Below are 17746 nucleotides of genomic sequence, written 5' to 3' on the forward strand. Positions count from 1 at the left end.
TCCTCAAAAAACGTAAGTTTAATCTACTGTATTCTTCATTTCTCTTATGAATTTTAAAGTTTCTTGCCATATTGCTGTATTCGTGTCAGGTAGATTGTTGTTTATATCATGTATTATTATACCGTTACACCATTGGTGGGCGGTTTTCAATGCAGTTTTCCATTCCGTTGCTTTTATTGTATAATTGTTATTAAGCGAGGCGGTTGGCAAATATACATATATTGGTTTTCCTTCAGATTTGAATTGTGCTTCTTTTATCGTAATGTATAATTCTTTCTTCCAAGTGATTGTGTCATTATCAACGATAGGGGCATTTATGATAATGGCATCTGTGAATTTTTCCAGCTCTTGCGGAGAATTCATTGTATTTATTGCCCAACTTCCCATGTTGACATGCATATTTGAATTATGAAGCCTTAGTTTACCTAAACTTGTGGAGGGTATTTGCCATATTTGATTACCATTGTCTTTTTTTAATAGTTTGTAAATTTCTTGATAATCTGATGTATCACTCTTTTTATTAATCGGTGCAATACATATAGGCGTATTGGAGGATTTTGGAGTTTGTATGGCAAGTTGTTTCACTTTGTCTACATCAAGAACAAAAGTTTCATTGCTACAGTTTCCCAAATCTTTTTCATTAATCATTTGTATCGTCTGAACTCCATATTGGGCTAATTGGGGATGATTTGTGTTTAAATATATATTGAATTCTTGTGGAGTAGAAGTTAATATGGACAAGTTTTCTTTTTCAGGAAACACAATCTGTCTTTTGTGGGAATGGATAAAATGTTTTGTTACTTCCCAGATTTGTTGCACCCGAAGATCTTCCCAGAATACTGATTGGTCATTTTCATCAGTTCTACTTGACCATATGATACTTCCATCACAATATGTATAAGTAGCCTCTAGTATTTGTTTCCAAATGTGGGGGGAAATGAATTGTTTATAATATGGACTATCTTTTTTATCATAGTATTGGGGCCAAATATATGCTATAATTTTTTTATTAGGGTAGTGTTTTTTTATTTCTTTTACTGTTATTTGCAGATCTTTTATCCAAGATTCGATATTAGGCTCGGCAATGTAAAGAGAGGGTTGAGCTACATCTGCGTATTTGAGTGCAGCCCAACGTTTTTTATTGCTTTTTCGCCAAGTCATCAATATACTATCTTCTGACATTTTGGAATGGTAGTATCGGTGTACACATAAGGCTGTAGGAGCGGCTCCATAGTTGCCGATTGTTATGTTTGGTGAAATTTTTTGTCTAAAGTAACTAAATAATGTGTCGAATCTTTGTTCTATTTCCTGGTCTGTAAGTGAAGGCTCGTAATACCATTGTTCTATATCCGTTGAAATCATAGTTCTCGGAAATAAGGATGCAAGTTTGGCTTGTTTCTCGATTTTGTTGAAGTCAAGTATGACTTTTGAAGAATGATCGGAGTGTTTTTTTGTCAAGGTTACTTCATACATTAGATAAACAGGCTGAAGACCATAGTGACTTAAGTCTGGTTTGCCGATGTATGACATAGCATCATAAATGAGAAATTGTTTTATTTCCTGTTCCTTATTACTACAATATGCTGTGAAAATATAGCATAAAGTGAGAGAGAGCAAAATGAATCGATTGATAGTGGCTCTGCAATTAATTTTTGAGTTTTTCATAAGATATTTTTTATTATGTAATGTTTTTTGTCAACTAGTGGGACATAAATACCACTCGAAGAAATTGTAAAGGATTTCATTTGATTCGGGATCAGGATCATGTTTCGCTCTATTGGTCATCGCTACCCTGTTTTCATACCCTAGAATTCGATTAATGAGTATTGTATGATTTAGAGGTATCCATCTTTCAGGTCCGTCAGAGAAGCCTCCGGAAACAAGAAAAGGGCGGGGAGCCATAAGTGCATGAATTTCATGTAAATCATGCCCATTTTTACGTAACTGCGAATAAATTCCTTTTGCTTTAGTATATCCGTTTTTGTTCCAGGTATCTTTCCAGGGCGGAGGGTAATAGCCAAGATACCAAGGTTCCCAATAGTTGATGTATCCCCCTTTTGTTTCATCAAAAACAATACCCGGATCACTCCATGCAGCGCATGCAAATTTGTCATAGAGGCAAGATGCAAACATTGCCCATTTTCCTCCATATGAATGTCCGACAATGCCAATTTTAGTAGAGTCTACATCAGGGACTTTGGCTAATGCTTCCCATGCATTGGCAGCTGCATAGGCTAATGCTGATAGAGGTTGTAGAGAAGCATTATTGATCGTCGGATAATATATGGAGTATGTTTTTTCTTTCGTTGTTTGGGTTGTTCCTAATGACAGGGTGATAAATCCTCTTTTAGTAAGTTGATAAGCGAAGTCACGATTAGGCTTTCCATCGATTCCAATGGCAGTTTCAGGTTCATAAAAAACAGAAATAATAGCAGGCTTCTTCCCTCTCTTATCAGGGATTAGTAAATACCCCTCTGTTTGTTCATTAGGAACCCAATAGAAGCGGACACGATATTGATAGAAGTTCTCACGTTTAAGCGTATCTAATATTTCAAATTTTTGATTTTTAATTATAGGAGGCCATTTCCCCATTAAATTCATCCATGTGTCCTTTATTTCTTTTCGTTTTTTATTCCAATCATTTACATTCTTGATAGTGTCTCCATTATTCAGTAACAGAGGGGAACGATAATTTCCATAATTATCTTTATATATCACTGGCGGATTGAAATAATCTTTTATTTTATTCCATGCTTTTGTATTATATTGCGGTGAATTAGTTTGTTTATTCTCTATACAACTAGCAGTGCAGAACCCTATGCAGATAATTATATAGTATATAAAAAACTGTTTGGAAAATCCGAACTTTATTGTTAGCTGCATTTTCCTTTTGCATTGTTTTTGAATGGTACTTGACATTTTAGAAATTATATATAGTATATTTATTTAAGGATATAACAAAGATTGGATATAGCTAATACATTCTTCGTTACTTTGAGAGAGTATTAACTTTTATGGCAAAAGTAGGTTGTTTCTATAATAGTTTTTATAGTAAAAACGAAAAGTACTATTCAAAAAACGAAAATTAAATATGACTAGTCTTCTTTTGGCGATATTCCAGAGGTGAACAACCTTTATATTTTTTAAAGACACGCGAGATATTATTATAATCTTTGAACCCCACCTCTATTGCCAAATCGGCTAAAGACCGATCTGTCGTGAGTAATAAATCTGCCAGATGGTTACAACGACAATTCAGGATATACTGATATATAGAAGTATTCATTGCATGTTTGAATTTCACCTCAAAGTTTCTGCGGGATAACGGAATGTTGGCAAGCAAAGATTCTATCGTTAGGTCGGAACTGTAATGTGAATCTATATATTTCACCACTTCGAGAATATAAGGGTCTTTAATATTGTGTTTCTCTGTTGATTGGCGTAATTCGATGCGGATGGGGTTGATAACAATATTGAAAGTGCCTTCATGTTCCTTCTTTATTTGTTGGTGGATGAGTCTGCCGATAGAATAGCCTCCTCTTTCTACTTCAAGCTCTATGGATGAAATAGGCGGGTCGGAAATATTACACATTAGTTCGTCGTTATCTACACCCAATAGAGCGATTTCTTCCGGGATATGAATGTTGTTCATCCGGCAAGTTTCAGAAATGAACAGGGCATGTGCATCATCACAACAGAATAAGGCGACAGGCTTGGGAAGTTCCTGTAACCACTGGCTTACTTCCATTCTTATCTCGTCTTCCTGCTTATCCGATTCGAAACTGAAAAATTCGCCTCCGATACGTTTTACCTCCTGCCGATAACCTTCGCAGCGTTCGTCAGACCATACGACTCCTTTAACACCGAAATAAGCAAAATTGCGAAACATTCTTTTGGCAAAAAACTGGGCTGCCATTCTTCCCGTACCTTTATAATCACCTGTCAGGTTGGAGTAAGTAACACTTCGGTGATGATAGTTTTGTAGCACTACCGGAATATTCAACTCTTTCTGCAAATCGATCGTGTCGTTATTCCATTGACCAATAATGGCATCCGCTTTCCATTCTTTCGCCCATTTCAGAATACCTTGTTCCCCATACATCGCGCTATAATAAGAAGGTAGCCGATAAAAGAGCCAGGGGCCGTTTTCTTTGGAGTATTGGACAAGTCCCCGTAGCAGTTTCCTGTCAAATTCGCTTGAATAGTCTATCAATAGAAGAATCTTAATCATAGTTCTATGTTTTTCTTTAGTATAATGTAGGGATGCACAAATATAGAAGAATTCTTTTGTTCTCTCGCAATAAAGACTTAATTTTGTTGCAGCCAACACTTATCTGACACCCGGGTCTCATGAGCACTGACACCCGGGTGTTGGTATGTTTGACACCCGGGTCTCAATGGTGTTGGCACCCGGGTGTCAGATAGAACACGAGTATAAACGAAAAAAGAAAGGAGTATAGACGATGGCAGTACCTTATGTAGTGAGAAAAAAAGCCGATTTAACATCGGGAGAAAGAAAAGAATTATGGTATGGTGTACCCAAAAAACTGATAGATCCGATTCGGAATAGAGAATTTGCTGAGTACATGGAAAAACGGAGTGGATTTCATCGCGGGCAGATAGATGGTATATTGACGGAAATGGTTGATGCTATCCGTAGTCTGTTGTCTATCGGACAGCCGGTTACTATCGAAGGACTTGGCACATTCCATACGTCACTGACCAGTCCGGGATTTGAACGCCCCGAACAGGTAACTCCGGGAAAGGTGTCCGTATCACGTGTCTATTTCGTGGCTTGTCCTGAATTTAGCCGGGAAGTGAAAAAAATGAAATGCATGCGTATTCCTTTTAATCTGTATATACCCGAAGAGATGCTGACCAAAGAAATGAAGAAAGCGGACTGGGAGCAGGAGCGAGAAGAATATGACCGTATGGTGGCACCGGAAATCGGTGAAGAAGTTCAGGAATAAGATAAATTAATACCCTCCCTGTCTTATTTATGAGATAAATCCCTATCTTTGTGGCACTTTTTACGAAAAAAGCAAATTCAAATTAATAGATATAGAAAAGAAAATGGCACAAGAAGACGTTTTTAAGAAGCTTGTATCGCATTGCAAAGAGTATGGTTTCGTATTCCCTTCGAGCGATATCTACGACGGACTAGGCGCTGTGTATGACTACGGTCAGATGGGCGTTGAATTGAAGAATAACATCAAGAAATACTGGTGGGACAGCATGGTGCTGTTGCACGAGAACATTGTCGGTATCGACTCTGCCATCTTTATGCACCCTACTATCTGGAAGGCTTCCGGACACGTAGACGCATTCAATGACCCTTTGATTGACAATAAGGATTCTAAAAAACGTTATCGCGCTGACGTACTGATTGAAGATCAGTTGGCAAAGTATGACGATAAAATCAATAAAGAAGTAGCGAAAGCTGCCAAGAGATTCGGTGAATCTTTTGATGAGGCTCAATTCCGTTCAACTAACGGACGGGTATTGGAACATCAGGAAAAACGCGACGCACTTCACACTCGCTTTGCTAAAGCTCTGAACGATGGTGATTTGGAAGAATTACGCCAGATCATTATTGATGAAGAAATCGTATGCCCGATCTCCGGTACTAAGAACTGGACAGAAGTTCGTCAGTTCAATCTGATGTTCTCTACTGAAATGGGTTCTACTTCCGAAGGAGCAATGAAGATTTACCTTCGTCCGGAAACTGCACAGGGTATTTTCGTAAACTACCTGAATGTACAGAAAACAGGCCGCATGAAAGTTCCTTTCGGTATTGCACAGATTGGTAAGGCTTTCCGTAACGAGATCGTTGCCCGGCAGTTCATCTTCCGTATGCGTGAGTTCGAACAGATGGAAATGCAGTTCTTCGTAAAACCGGGAACAGAACTCGACTGGTTCAAGAAATGGAAAGAAATCCGTTTGAAATGGCATAAGGCACTTGGCTTCGGAGATGCAAGCTATCGTTATCACGATCACGATAAACTGGCTCATTACGCAAATGCCGCTACTGACATCGAGTTCCTGATGCCGTTCGGATTCAAAGAAGTAGAAGGTATCCACTCTCGTACTAACTTCGACTTGTCTCAACATGAGAAGTTCTCCGGCAAGAGTATTAAATACTTTGATCCGGAACTGAACGAGTCTTATACTCCGTACGTAATCGAAACTTCTATCGGTGTTGACCGTATGTTCCTTAGTATCATGAGCGCATCTTATTGCGAAGAACAGCTGGAAAATGGTGAAAGCCGTGTTGTTTTGAAATTGCCTGCTGCTCTGGCTCCGGTGAAACTGGCAGTTATGCCGTTGGTAAAGAAAGACGGTCTGCCTGAAAAAGCCCGTGAAGTTATTGACAGCCTGAAGTTCCACTTCCATTGTCAATATGACGAAAAAGATAGTATCGGTAAGCGTTATCGCCGTCAGGATGCTATTGGTACTCCGTACTGTGTAACAGTCGATCATCAGACATTAGAAGATAATTGTGTGACATTGCGTAACCGCGATACCATGCAGCAAGAGCGTGTCGCTATCTCTGAACTGAATAATATCATCGCAGACAGAGTAAGCATCACTTCTCTATTGAAAACTTTACAATAAACCTTTGACGAATGAGTAAAAAGATCTATTTATTCTCCTTAGTATTGCTGGCTCTTGCGTTCACTGCTTGCAGTGAAACGGAAGAGACGAGTCGTTATGATAATTGGCAGGCACGTAGTGTGGCTTTTATAGACTCGATCGCTAGTGTGTATGATAGTCCTGAAAATCAGGCTTTAGCTAAGAATGATCCGGAGAAACTTTATCGTTATCAAGATGAGGTAACTGGTCAATGGATATATGTTAAGAAGGTGAAAAAAGGGACGGGCAAAGAGGTGCCTCAATATACTTCTACAGTAAGTGCACATTATCGTATGTCTTATTTCAATGGAGATGTAGTTCAACAGACTTACACAGGAACAGAACCTACAGACTTTGATTCTCCGGCAAATTTTACTTTGAATGGTGTTATTTCCGGCTGGTCTTATACGCTGATACATATGGTAGTTGGTGATTTTTGGACTTTGTATATTCCTTATCAAAGTGGATATGGCTCAAGCACTAATGATGGTAATCTGCAAGCTTATTCGGCATTAGTATATAATGTTAGATTAGAGAAGATTGTAGAGAGATAATCTTATAACAATATAATAAATATAAATAAGGTGTTGTATCGTTTAGATGCAACACCTTATTTTTTATTTATCTCAATAGCAGAATTTACTTTTTCATTTTTCTACTATATATTTCTTTCCTGAATTTATTTTATACTACTCTCCCTAATCTGCAGATGTGTCGGAATTGTAACCTGTTTGATTGTCTTATTTCCTTTAATCTGATCTATTAATAGTTGGCAGGCAGTTTCTCCCATTTTATAGGTTTGATGCGAAACGGCAGATAATTTAGGTTCTACGTAATTGGCATGCTGCTCGTCGGTATATCCGATAATAGCAATGTCATTCGGTATACGAAGTCCACGGCTTTTGATAACTTCCATAGCTGCAAAAGCCAGCGTATCATTCATGGCAAGGATAGCATCAGGAGGTTGGGGGAGAGATAACAGTGTCTCTGTGGCAATCTTCCCCTCTTCATAATCAATCTTCCGGCAAACGACTAACTCTTTTTCGATAGGAATCCGATTTTCGCGTAGAGCTTCCAGATAACCGTGCTTTCTTCTCTTTACAATATCCAAGTGATTCGCTCCTCCGATAAAGGCTACCCGTTTGCTTCCATTATCGAGGAGATGTTGCGTTGCCATTTGTGCAGATTGCACTCCGTCCGCTACCACTGAAGAAAATTGGTCGGTCAAACAAACGCGGTCGAATAGGATAAGTGGCATATTGATGTTTTTCAAGGCGGATAAGTGGGAAAAATCGGTTGTTTCTTGAGACAGGCAGGCGATAATACCCTCTACCCGCATATTCACCAGATTCTCAATATTCCTTTTTTCATGTTCGTACGACTCATGCGACGTGGTGATAATCACGAAATATCCGTTGGCAATGGCCATATTTTCTATTCCGTTCAGAATAGATGCAAAGAAATGAGTCACAATATCCGGAACTACTACTCCGATGATGCGCGGTGCATTCTTCCGTAAGCTCATGGCAAAAGGATTGGGACGGTAGTTCATCTCTTTGGCCAGTTCTTTTGCTTTGGCACAAAGTTCACGACTGATCTCCGGACTGTCTTTCAGTGCTCTGGATACAGTGGGAATCGATACCCCCAGTGCTTGGGCGAGATCTTTGAGTGAAGTATGTTTCCGGTTTTCCATTTGAAAGTCTGTAACTTAGATTCTTTTTACAAAGAAAGCACATTCCCGGAAAATTAAAAACATCTGAAGCAATCTTTTTTACGTAAACCGTTACGTTGGTTTTTCGACTGTTCTCTGCTGCACTGAAACCATTCCTTACCTACTTTTGTCACATACAAAATGATTTAAAACCTAAAAGTTATGCAATACCATGAAATCGGAAAAACAGGGATGAAAGTGTCATCTCTTAGTTTCGGAGCTTCTTCCTTAGGAGGAGTTTTCCATGATTTGAAAGAAAAAGAAGGCATTCAGGCCGTGTTCACAGCTGTTGAATCGGGAATGAACTTTATAGATGTCTCTCCTTATTACGGACATTACAAAGCAGAGACAGTTTTAGGAAAAGCACTGAAAGATCTTCCCCGCAATCGCTATTATCTCTCTACCAAAGTGGGACGCTATGGAAAGGACGGAGTGAACCTGTGGGATTACTCTGCAAAACGTGCGACGGAAAGTGTGTACGAGAGCATGGAACGCTTGAATATAGATTTTATCGACCTGATTAATGTGCACGATGTGGAATTTGCCGATTTGAATCAAGTGGTCAATGAAACACTGCCGGCTTTGGTCGAGTTGCGTGAAAAAGGTGTGGTAGGTCACGTAGGAATTACTGACCTGCAACTGGAAAACTTGAAATGGGTCATCGATCATTCACCCAGCGGTACGATTGAATCTGTACTTAGCTTCTGCCATTACTGCCTGTGTGATGATAAATTAGCAGACTTTCTGGACTATTTTGAATCCAAAGAAATCGGTGTGATTAATGCTTCTCCGCTTTCAATGGGATTGTTGAGTGAACGTGGTGTTCCTGTCTGGCATCCGGCTCCCCAACCATTGGTAGAAGCTTGCCGTAAAGCCATGGAACATTGCAAGGCAAAAAACTATCCGATAGAGAAACTGGCTATGCAATTTTCCGTCAGCAATCCCCGTATAGCAACGACTTTGTTTAGTACGACTAATCCGGAGAATGTGAAAAAGAACATCGCTTTCATCGAAGAACCTATTGATTGGGAACTCGTTCGGGAAGTGCAGGAGATTATCGGAGAACAGAAACGGGTAAGCTGGGCAAATTCATAAAACAGAATCATTTGTATGGACTATACAATTATTGATGCGCACGCTCATCTGTGGATAGAGCAGAACACGGTAGTAGATGGTTTACCCATTCGTTCTTTACAGAATGGACGTTCGGAATTTATGGGAGAGATTCGCCAGATGCTTCCTCCTTTCATGGTGAATGGGGTGAATGATGCGGAGACGTTTCTTTCGAATATGGATTATGCGCAGGTAGCTGCCGCAGTCATCACGCAAGAATTTATTGATGGAATTCAGAATGATTATCTGGCAACAGTAGAGGAACGTTTTCCCAATCGTTTTATTGTTTGCGGCATGTGTGAATTCCGTAAACCGGGATTTCTGAATCATGCCAAGGAACTTATTGATAATGGCTTTAAGGCAATCAAGATTCCGGCACAACGGCTATTACTGAAAGAAGGAAGAGTGATGCTGAACAGTGAAGAGATGATGGATATGTTCCATTATATGGAAGATAAGGACGTTCTGCTTTCTATTGATTTAGCCGACGGAGCCACACAGGTTCCTGAAATGGAGGAGATTATTCAGGAATGTCCGGATTTGCGGATAGCTATCGGACACTTCGGAATGGTGACACGGCCCGACTGGAAAGAGCAAATCCGTCTGGCACGTCATTCCAATGTGATGATTGAATCCGGTGGAATCACCTGGCTTTTCAATGACGAGTTCTATCCTTTTAAAGGAGCCATAAAAGCCATCCGTGAAGCGGCAGATCTGGTAGGAATGGAAAAACTGATGTGGGGCTCGGATTATCCGCGTACCATCACAGCGATCACCTACAAAATGTCTTATGATTTTGTGGTGAAGTCTTCTGAATTGACGGAAGAGGACAAAAGACTCTTTTTAGGAGAGAATGCCCGGAATTTCTATGGATTTACAGATCTCCCCGTGCTTCCTTACATCAAGAACATGTCCGAATGATTGAGAAAACAATCTTATCGTGAAACTATATTTATACCATGAAAAAGAATACATATACAATACCCTTAGCTTTGGTTTTCTGCCTTTTCTTCCTGTGGGCGATAAGCAGTAATCTGCTTCCTACGATGATCCGGCAATTAATGAAGACCTGTGAACTGAATACCTTTGAGGCTTCTTTTACAGAGACAGCCTATTGGCTTGCCTACTTTATTTTTCCTATTCCGATAGCTATGTTCATGAAACGATATAGTTATAAAGCGGGAATTATATTCGGACTTATCCTGGCTGCTATCGGAGGTTTGCTCTTTTTCCCTGCTGCCATGCTAAAAGAATATTGGGCTTACCTTTGCATCTTCTTTATCATTGCCACCGGAATGTGCTTTCTGGAGACGGCTGCCAATCCGTATGTAACAGTGCTGGGTGCCTCTGAAACGGCTCCCCGCCGATTGAATCTGGCACAGTCTTTCAATGGACTCGGAGCCTTTATCGCTGCCATGTTCCTAAGTAAACTCATCCTTAGTGGGAATCATTACACACGGGAAACGCTTCCTGTAGATTATCCGGGTGGTTGGCAAGCCTATATCCAACTGGAAACAGATGCCATGAAACTTCCTTATCTGATATTGGCCTTACTGCTCATTGCCATAGCCGTTGTATTTGTCTTTTCAAAGTTGCCGAAGATTGGAGATGAAACAACCTCTTCAGATGCAATGGTGACTGATGCTAAGAAAGAAAAACTGATAGACTTCGGAGTATTAAAACACTCGCATCTTCGTTGGGGAGTGATTGCCCAATTCTTTTATAATGGCGGGCAGACAGCCATCAATAGTCTTTTCCTGGTCTATTGCTGCACCTATGCAGGATTGCCGGAAGATACGGCTACCACTTTCTTCGGACTCTATATGCTGGCTTTTCTTTTGGGGCGTTGGATTGGTACAGGCTTGATGGTGAAATTCCGTCCTCAAGATATGCTGTTGCTCTATGCCCTGATGAATATCCTCCTGTGCGGAGTGGTGATGATATGGGGAGGAATGATCGGACTATATGCGATGCTGGCTATTTCGTTTTTTATGTCCATTATGTATCCCACTCAATTCTCATTGGCTTTAAAAGGACTTGGAAATCAGACGAAGAGCGGTTCGGCCTTTCTTGTAATGGCGATCGTTGGTAATGCCTGTCTCCCGCAGTTGACAGCTTATTTCATGCATGCCAATGAGCATATTTATTATGTGGCTTATTGCGTGCCGATGATTTGCTTTGTCTTCTGTGCCTACTATGGCTGGAAAGGTTATAAAGTAATCGATTAATAAAATTTTATCAAATACATATCAAATGAAAGCAGTTCAAATTATCAATCCCTCCGAAATGAAGGTGGTTGAACTGGAAAAACCGACCGTTGGAGCCGGTGAAGTATTAGTAAGAATCAAGTATGTTGGTTTTTGTGGTTCCGACTTGAACACATTCCTGGGTAAAAATCCGATGGTGAAATTGCCTGTGATACCGGGACATGAAGTAGGAGCAGTCATTGAGGAAATCGGCCCGGATGTTCCGGCGGGTTTTGAAAAAGGTATGAATGTGACCTTGAATCCGTATACCAACTGTGGAAAATGTGCTTCTTGTCGTAATGGCCGTGTTAATGCCTGCGAACATAATGAAACATTAGGCGTGCAACGCAATGGAGTGATGTGCGAATATGCTGTATTGCCTTGGACAAAGATTATTCCGGCAGGTAATATCTCTTCTCGTGACTGTGCCTTGATCGAACCGATGAGTGTCGGTTTTCATGCCGTATCTCGTGCACAAGTAATCGATAATGAATTTGTGATGGTGATTGGTTGTGGTATGATTGGTATTGGTGCCATTGTACGTGCTGCTTTGAGAGGTGCAACGGTAATCGCTGTTGACCTGGATGATGAAAAGCTGGAACTGGCGAAAAAGGTAGGCGCCTCTTATGTGATTAACTCCAAGACAGAAAATGTGCACGAACGGATGCAGGAGATTACAGAGGGATTGGGCGCTGATGTCGTGATTGAAGCTGTTGGTAGTCCGGTGACTTATGTAATGGCAGTAGATGAAGTCGGTTTCACAGGACGGGTGGTTTGTATCGGCTATGCTAAGAGTGAAGTTGCTTTTCAAACGAAACTCTTTGTTCAGAAAGAACTGGATATTCGTGGTTCCAGAAATGCCTTGCCGGCAGACTTCCGTGCAGTCATCAATTATATGAAAGAAGGAAATTGTCCGGTAGAAGAGTTGATTTCGAAAGTTGCCAAACCTGAAGGAGCTTTAGAAGCTATGCAGGAATGGGCGGCTAATCCGGGGAAGGTATTCCGTATTCTGGTGGAATTCTAAACTCTTGTCCATATTGATTGTAAAAAAGATGAAAGGTTTCATGCTTTTCATCTTTTTATCGTCTGCTATCCCTCAATTAATTCATGAAACTCTAGAAACTCTGGATATGAAAGACTATATATATTGAATTCAATATATATACCACTTAAATAGGTTGCAAGTTCTCCAGAAAGCATCTTTGCACTACTTCCTGTAATATATATTATTGTCTTCGTTGAGTAATAGAGAATGTATTACCTTTTTGAATTCGGGAATGCCTTGTATTTCATCAATAAAAATATAGTTCCTCTCTTTTTCTTTATTTTGAGAAGTAATGTAAGAATGTAGGCCTTGTGCTGTTTGCAGTGAACTGAAAGCGAAATCTTCCAGATTAATATAGATAGTATTGGCATTTGGCTCTTTATTTAGAATTTCTTCAATCAGCTGATATAGCAGGAAGCTTTTACCCACACGTCGTTGCCACGTTAATACTTTAGCTACAGATTTCTGCATGAAGGGTTCTATTTGTTCAACATACCCTTTTCTTTTTTTGAGTATTCTGGAAAACTTTATCATTCTAAGAACTTTAATTATACTTTAAACTTTCCGTGAGTTTCGTGTAAGTTTGAAGTATAATTAAAACTTTTAGGGGATGAATGCTATCGTTTATAACCGCTGATGATAGGCGTCAATCGCTTTTTTAACCGAACCGTATAACAGCAACAATTTTTGTGCATGGTCATGCTCTAATCCCAATTCCTCCATAATCATTCTGGTTCCTCTTTCCACTAGTTTATGGTTACTAAGCTGCATATTTACCATCTTATTTCCTTTCACCCGTCCGAGTTGAATCATCACCGACGTACTAATCATGTTCAGAATCATTTTCTGTCCGGTGCCTGATTTCATTCTCGAACTTCCCGTGACATATTCCGGACCGACAATCATTTCGATGGCGACATCTGCTTCTGCCGCCATCGGAGAATCCGGATTGCTGGTGATGCAACCTGTCAGGATGCCATACTTGCGAGCTTCCCGCAAGGCACCGATTACATAAGGAGTAGTGCCCGAAGCAGCAATGCCAATCACGGTGTCTTTGGGGTTGATATGATATTCCGTAAGTTCTTCCCATCCCCGGTTCATATCGTCCTCGGCACCTTCTACCGGATTGCGCAGGGCGGTATCTCCACCGGCTATCAATCCGATAATCCAGGTAGGAGGCATTCCGAATGTCGGTGGTATCTCCGAAGCGTCCAGCACTCCCAAGCGGCCGCTGGTACCTGCGCCCATGTAAAAGATACGTCCACCCTGTTTCATGCGGGGCACAATCTGGTTGACGAGCAGTTCGATCTGTGGAATGGCTTTTTGAACGGCTAACGCTACCTTTTGGTCTTCCCGGTTAATGTCTTCTAATATTTCCCGTACGGACTTCTTTTCTAAATTGTCGTAGAGCGACGATTGTTCGGTTATCTGCATATTGGTAATGGCGATTGACTAAAAATACAAATTACAAGGATTGAGATGAAGCGGTATGATATAAAATTAATCCCTCCATCGGACTTTGCAGAATCTTTCCAATTCTGATTCCTGTCTCTTGTGCAGCTTCTTGTAATATCTCCCTGTAGCAGTGAGCCACTGATCCGATAAAGTGTATAGGATACTGCGTGTAATCATATTGCATTACGTTTCTTCGGAAGAAAGCAATAAAACTGCCAAGCACTAATTGTCTTATCCCCGGCTCTTCCAGATGTTGCGTTATAAAAGGTGACAGACTTGCCAGAAAACGATTCGGGAAGGGCTGACGGTAAACCCGGTCGATGATTTCGGGAGCTGTCAGGTCGAATTGTTTTAGAAATGCTTCTTTGATGGCAGGCGAAAGTTGATTCTTCAGAATGTCTCCCACCAGTAATTTGCCAAGGACGGCTCCACTTCCCTCGTCTCCCAGGATAAAGCCTAAAGGAGAGATGTTGTTGACAATCTCTTTTCCATCATAGAAACAGGAGTTGGAGCCTGTTCCCAGAACGCAGGCAATGCCTGCTTCATGGCCGCATAATCCACGGGCAGCAGCCAACATATCCGAGTAGGCTTTGATATTTCCGACAACAGGTAAACTGTCGGCTATCGCCCGGCGGAGAACGGGAGCTTTTTCGGGTGTACAACCTGCACCGTAAAAGTAAACGGAATTGATGGTCCCTTCCGGCAATTGTGGCAGGAGGGAATGTGTCAGCTCTTGCTGAATTTCTTCTTCTGACTGGAAGAAAGGGTTAAGCCCTTTCGTTCCAATCCGTTTGATAGGTGTGCCGTTGAGGATGACACACCAGTCGGTCTTGGTAGAACCACTATCTGCAATAAGTATCATATCTTGATGTATCTTTTTAATGTATTAAGTTATTCAGTAAGTAAGTTCATTGTTTCTTTCCAAAAGAATCTTCCAGCCGGTTACGAATCATTAGTGCGGCAATAATACCAGGCAGAGTACAGATACAAACCCATATAAAGAAATGAGTATATCCGATATGTTCCTGTATCCATCCTGCCGGCATGCCCGGAAGCATCATTCCAAGTGCCATGAATCCGGTTCCGATGGCATAGTGGGCAGTTTTGTGTTCACCCTCCGCAATATAAATCAGGTAAAGCATGTAAGCGGTAAAGCCGAAGCCATACCCTAGTTGTTCGATGGCTACGCAACTGGCAATCAGTATTGTATTGTCCGGAGTAGTGGCTGCCATCCACACATATAATAGGTCGGGAATATTGATGGCTAATGCCATGGGCAATATCCACTTCTTGAAACCGTCACGGGAAACGAGAAAACCGCTGATAATTCCTCCCAGTAGCAAAGCTACGACACCTATGGTCCCGTAGATCATTCCGACTGTTGTCGTAGATAGGGACAGACCTCCTTTTTCAGCGGTATCCAATAGAAAGGGGGAAGCTATTTTGGCTAGCTGCGATTCTCCCAATCGGTAGGTGAGCAGGAAAAAGAACATGAGACCCAGGTGTTTCTTTTTGAAGAAAGTGACAAAAGTCAGAAGAAAGTCTTCTAATAGCTTACCTGCTGTGAGTCCGGGACGTTTGACATCGGAATCGGGATGGGGGGAGGATAAAGCGATGGTACAAAGTAAGAGCCAGGAATAATCCGGCCAGGAGGTAAAAAGTGATGCTCCATGCCAGAGGGATATTGCCTTGAGAGGTTTCCAACCATCCTGCCAGCATGACGAGAATACCTTGCCCGAAAATATTGGCGAGTCGGTAGAATGTGTTTCGGATGCCTACAAAGAAAGATTGTTCCTTGTTGTTGAGTCCGAGCATATAAAAACCGTCTGCTGCGATGTCATGCGTAGCCGAACTGAATGCCAATAACCAAAAGAAAGCAAGAGTGAATTGTACGTAATGTGTCGTTGGAATAAAAAAGGCGATGCCTGCAAATCCGGCGGCGATGAACCCTTGCATGGTGATAATCCAGGAACGTTTCGTTTTTACCAGATCGACGAATGGACTCCATAACGGCTTGATAGTCCAGGGAAGATAAAGCCAGGAAGTGTATAAGGCTATTTCGGTATTGGATAATCCCAGACGTTTGTACATGATGACGGCAATAGTCATTACCGCTACATAAGGCAATCCTTCTGCAAAATAGAGGGTTGGAATCCAACTCCAGGGATTTCTTTTTATAGTGGGTGTTGTCATGGCATTCGTTCGATTTTATTTATATTGTTTTTCAAGTGTACTACCGGGGTAATAGTGGGATAGTATTTCTTCATACTTATAACCTTGTTCTCCCATCACGGCGGCACCGATTTGGCAAAGTCCCACTCCGTGTCCCCAGCCGGCTCCGGTGAGGATAAATCGGGAAGGAAATTCATCTCCGTACTCCTTGTCTACTACAAAGGCGGAACTGTAAAGATGGGAAGTCGATAGAGTGCGGCGTATCTCCAACTCTTTTCCAATGATGAGTGTCCGTAAGGTTCCTACAATCTTTAGCCGGACAAGACGTCCGGATGTTCCCCGTTCTACAGGAATTAAATCAATGATTTGTCCGAAATCAATCCCTGAACGTTGATGAATCAGCTTTGAAAGCTCCTGTTGCGAATAACTGACTTTCCAACGATAGAAGTCTGCAGTTTCCTGATCGTAGTTGTTTAATACTTGACTTAGGATTTTCTTATCCTGCGTGTTACAGAAAGCAACAGGCGAGGTACGTATCCATTTATCAGCTTCCGTCTCTATGGTCAAATCGGGAAGTCGTTTTTCAGTCTTGCTATCCCGTTGTCTGATTAGATAAGGATGCTTTACGTTTTCCCAACAATTTTGGAACTCTTCAAAAGCTCCGCCACAACATTTAGAGAAACGGGCATCACAAATTGCTCCTTTATACATCAGTACTTCCCCCCGCGTGGCGGAGACTGCTTCGATGGCTTGTGGTGTTGAGGCTCGTGTAATTCCCTGATAACGCTGGCAATGATCGTCTGCACATACATCGAAATTCTTATGTGCTTCATGGTCATACCATTTTATAAATTGAGAATTGAGAATTGAAAATTGAGGATTGGCTGCGCTGTTTGACGGCATCGTATTTTTTAATTTATCATTCTCAATTCTCAATTTATTAAGTAACCAGCTTCGGGAGATGACAGCGTGAGCCTTTAGTAGTTCTAAAGAAGCTGTTGCGCTCATCTCTGATGAAATGACACTGGTGAGATATTCTTCAATGGAAATCACATTGATAGCGGTTAGTTGTTCTCCTTCGATGATAATTTTTAATTCCCCTTTGAATTTTTGGACTTCTTTGCGTTCCCAATGGAAGTTGATTCCGATGGTCACATCTTTCAGTTCAAAGAAAGCATGTGCATTTTGTTGGGAAGTGAAAGATAATTCATTATATTCTTTCCCTTGCCAATGAATCTTTCCATTCTGATAAATAACTTTCTGTGTTCCGGAAATTTCCGTTCCGACAGAAGAATTAAATTTCACCGGGAAAGAGAATTCAACCTCTTTCCCGGAAAGGATACCAACACTTATTAGAGGGATTTGCATACT

14 protein-coding genes and 2 pseudogenes are annotated in these 17746 nt (G+C 41.1%); 7 read left to right on the forward strand and 9 right to left on the reverse strand.

Features of this window, described 5'->3' with window-relative positions:
- Positions 1-18: 18 nt before the first annotated feature.
- From NXV01_RS06880 to NXV01_RS06890, 3 genes are all read right to left on the reverse strand, one after another.
- Entirely contained in the window at positions 19-1665 is a 1647-nt protein-coding gene (locus NXV01_RS06880) for a hypothetical protein (RefSeq protein ID WP_259022048.1), read from the reverse strand.
- 30 nt (positions 1666-1695) lie between these two features.
- Positions 1696-2919, reverse strand: a complete 1224-nt coding sequence (locus NXV01_RS06885) for a S9 family peptidase (RefSeq protein WP_259022050.1) — start codon at positions 2917-2919, stop codon at positions 1696-1698.
- A gap of 166 nt (positions 2920-3085) precedes the next feature.
- Positions 3086-4231 (reverse strand): DNA-binding transcriptional regulator, encoded by a 1146-nt coding sequence (locus NXV01_RS06890; protein WP_148364046.1) that lies wholly within the window; start codon positions 4229-4231, stop codon positions 3086-3088.
- 232 nt (positions 4232-4463) lie between these two features.
- Between NXV01_RS06890 and NXV01_RS06895 the strand changes: the two genes are divergently transcribed.
- From NXV01_RS06895 to NXV01_RS06905, 3 genes are all read left to right on the forward strand, one after another.
- Positions 4464-4970 (forward strand): HU family DNA-binding protein, encoded by a 507-nt coding sequence (locus tag NXV01_RS06895; protein ID WP_148364045.1) that lies wholly within the window; start codon positions 4464-4466, stop codon positions 4968-4970.
- A gap of 103 nt (positions 4971-5073) precedes the next feature.
- The gene (locus NXV01_RS06900; RefSeq protein ID WP_087317094.1) at positions 5074-6615 is read left to right on the forward strand and encodes a glycine--tRNA ligase; all 1542 of its coding nucleotides are present in this window, start codon (positions 5074-5076) and stop codon (positions 6613-6615) included.
- Positions 6616-6626: 11 nt separating this feature from the next.
- Positions 6627-7187 carry an FKBP-type peptidyl-prolyl cis-trans isomerase gene (locus tag NXV01_RS06905; RefSeq protein WP_148364044.1) on the forward strand — a complete coding sequence of 187 codons (561 nt, stop codon included), beginning with the start codon at positions 6627-6629 and terminating at the stop codon, positions 7185-7187.
- Between the two features lie 125 nt (positions 7188-7312).
- Here the strand turns inward: NXV01_RS06905 and NXV01_RS06910 are convergent, their stop codons facing one another.
- Positions 7313-8326 (reverse strand): LacI family DNA-binding transcriptional regulator, encoded by a 1014-nt coding sequence (locus tag NXV01_RS06910; protein ID WP_234132580.1) that lies wholly within the window; start codon positions 8324-8326, stop codon positions 7313-7315.
- Positions 8327-8506: 180 nt separating this feature from the next.
- Here NXV01_RS06910 and NXV01_RS06915 point away from each other — a divergent pair, with 180 nt between their 5' ends.
- Genes NXV01_RS06915 through NXV01_RS06930 form a run of 4 tightly spaced genes read left to right on the forward strand, consistent with a single transcriptional unit; the run spans position 8507 to position 12727 of the window.
- The gene (locus NXV01_RS06915; RefSeq protein WP_259022054.1) at positions 8507-9439 is read left to right on the forward strand and encodes an aldo/keto reductase; all 933 of its coding nucleotides are present in this window, start codon (positions 8507-8509) and stop codon (positions 9437-9439) included.
- Positions 9440-9454: 15 nt separating this feature from the next.
- Positions 9455-10378 carry an amidohydrolase gene (locus NXV01_RS06920; RefSeq protein ID WP_217721816.1) on the forward strand — a complete coding sequence of 308 codons (924 nt, stop codon included), beginning with the start codon at positions 9455-9457 and terminating at the stop codon, positions 10376-10378.
- Between the two features lie 38 nt (positions 10379-10416).
- Positions 10417-11685, forward strand: a complete 1269-nt coding sequence (fucP, locus tag NXV01_RS06925) for an L-fucose:H+ symporter permease (RefSeq protein ID WP_148364040.1) — start codon at positions 10417-10419, stop codon at positions 11683-11685.
- Positions 11686-11710: 25 nt separating this feature from the next.
- Complete coding sequence (locus NXV01_RS06930; protein ID WP_148364039.1) at positions 11711-12727, forward strand: zinc-binding alcohol dehydrogenase family protein; 1017 nt, start codon at positions 11711-11713, stop codon at positions 12725-12727.
- 65 nt (positions 12728-12792) lie between these two features.
- Here NXV01_RS06930 and NXV01_RS26000 read toward each other — a convergent pair.
- The 5 genes and pseudogenes from NXV01_RS26000 to NXV01_RS06960 form a co-directional block, all read right to left on the reverse strand.
- Positions 12793-13282, reverse strand: a pseudogene (locus tag NXV01_RS26000) (ATP-binding protein).
- A gap of 90 nt (positions 13283-13372) precedes the next feature.
- Positions 13373-14182 carry an N-acetylmuramic acid 6-phosphate etherase gene (gene murQ / locus NXV01_RS06945; RefSeq protein ID WP_234132576.1) on the reverse strand — a complete coding sequence of 270 codons (810 nt, stop codon included), beginning with the start codon at positions 14180-14182 and terminating at the stop codon, positions 13373-13375.
- 31 nt (positions 14183-14213) lie between these two features.
- On the reverse strand, positions 14214-15065 hold the full coding sequence (locus tag NXV01_RS06950) for an ATPase (RefSeq protein WP_259022061.1): 852 nt from the start codon (positions 15063-15065) through the stop codon (positions 14214-14216).
- Between the two features lie 46 nt (positions 15066-15111).
- A pseudogene (locus NXV01_RS06955) lies at positions 15112-16396 on the reverse strand (MFS transporter).
- Between the two features lie 15 nt (positions 16397-16411).
- Entirely contained in the window at positions 16412-17743 is a 1332-nt protein-coding gene (locus NXV01_RS06960) for a SpoIID/LytB domain-containing protein (RefSeq protein WP_259022062.1), read from the reverse strand.
- Positions 17744-17746 lie beyond the last annotated feature (3 nt).

It is taken from the genome of Bacteroides sp. BFG-606 (assembly GCF_024788145.1).
Taxonomy (GTDB): Bacteria; Bacteroidota; Bacteroidia; order Bacteroidales; family Bacteroidaceae; genus Bacteroides; species Bacteroides vicugnae.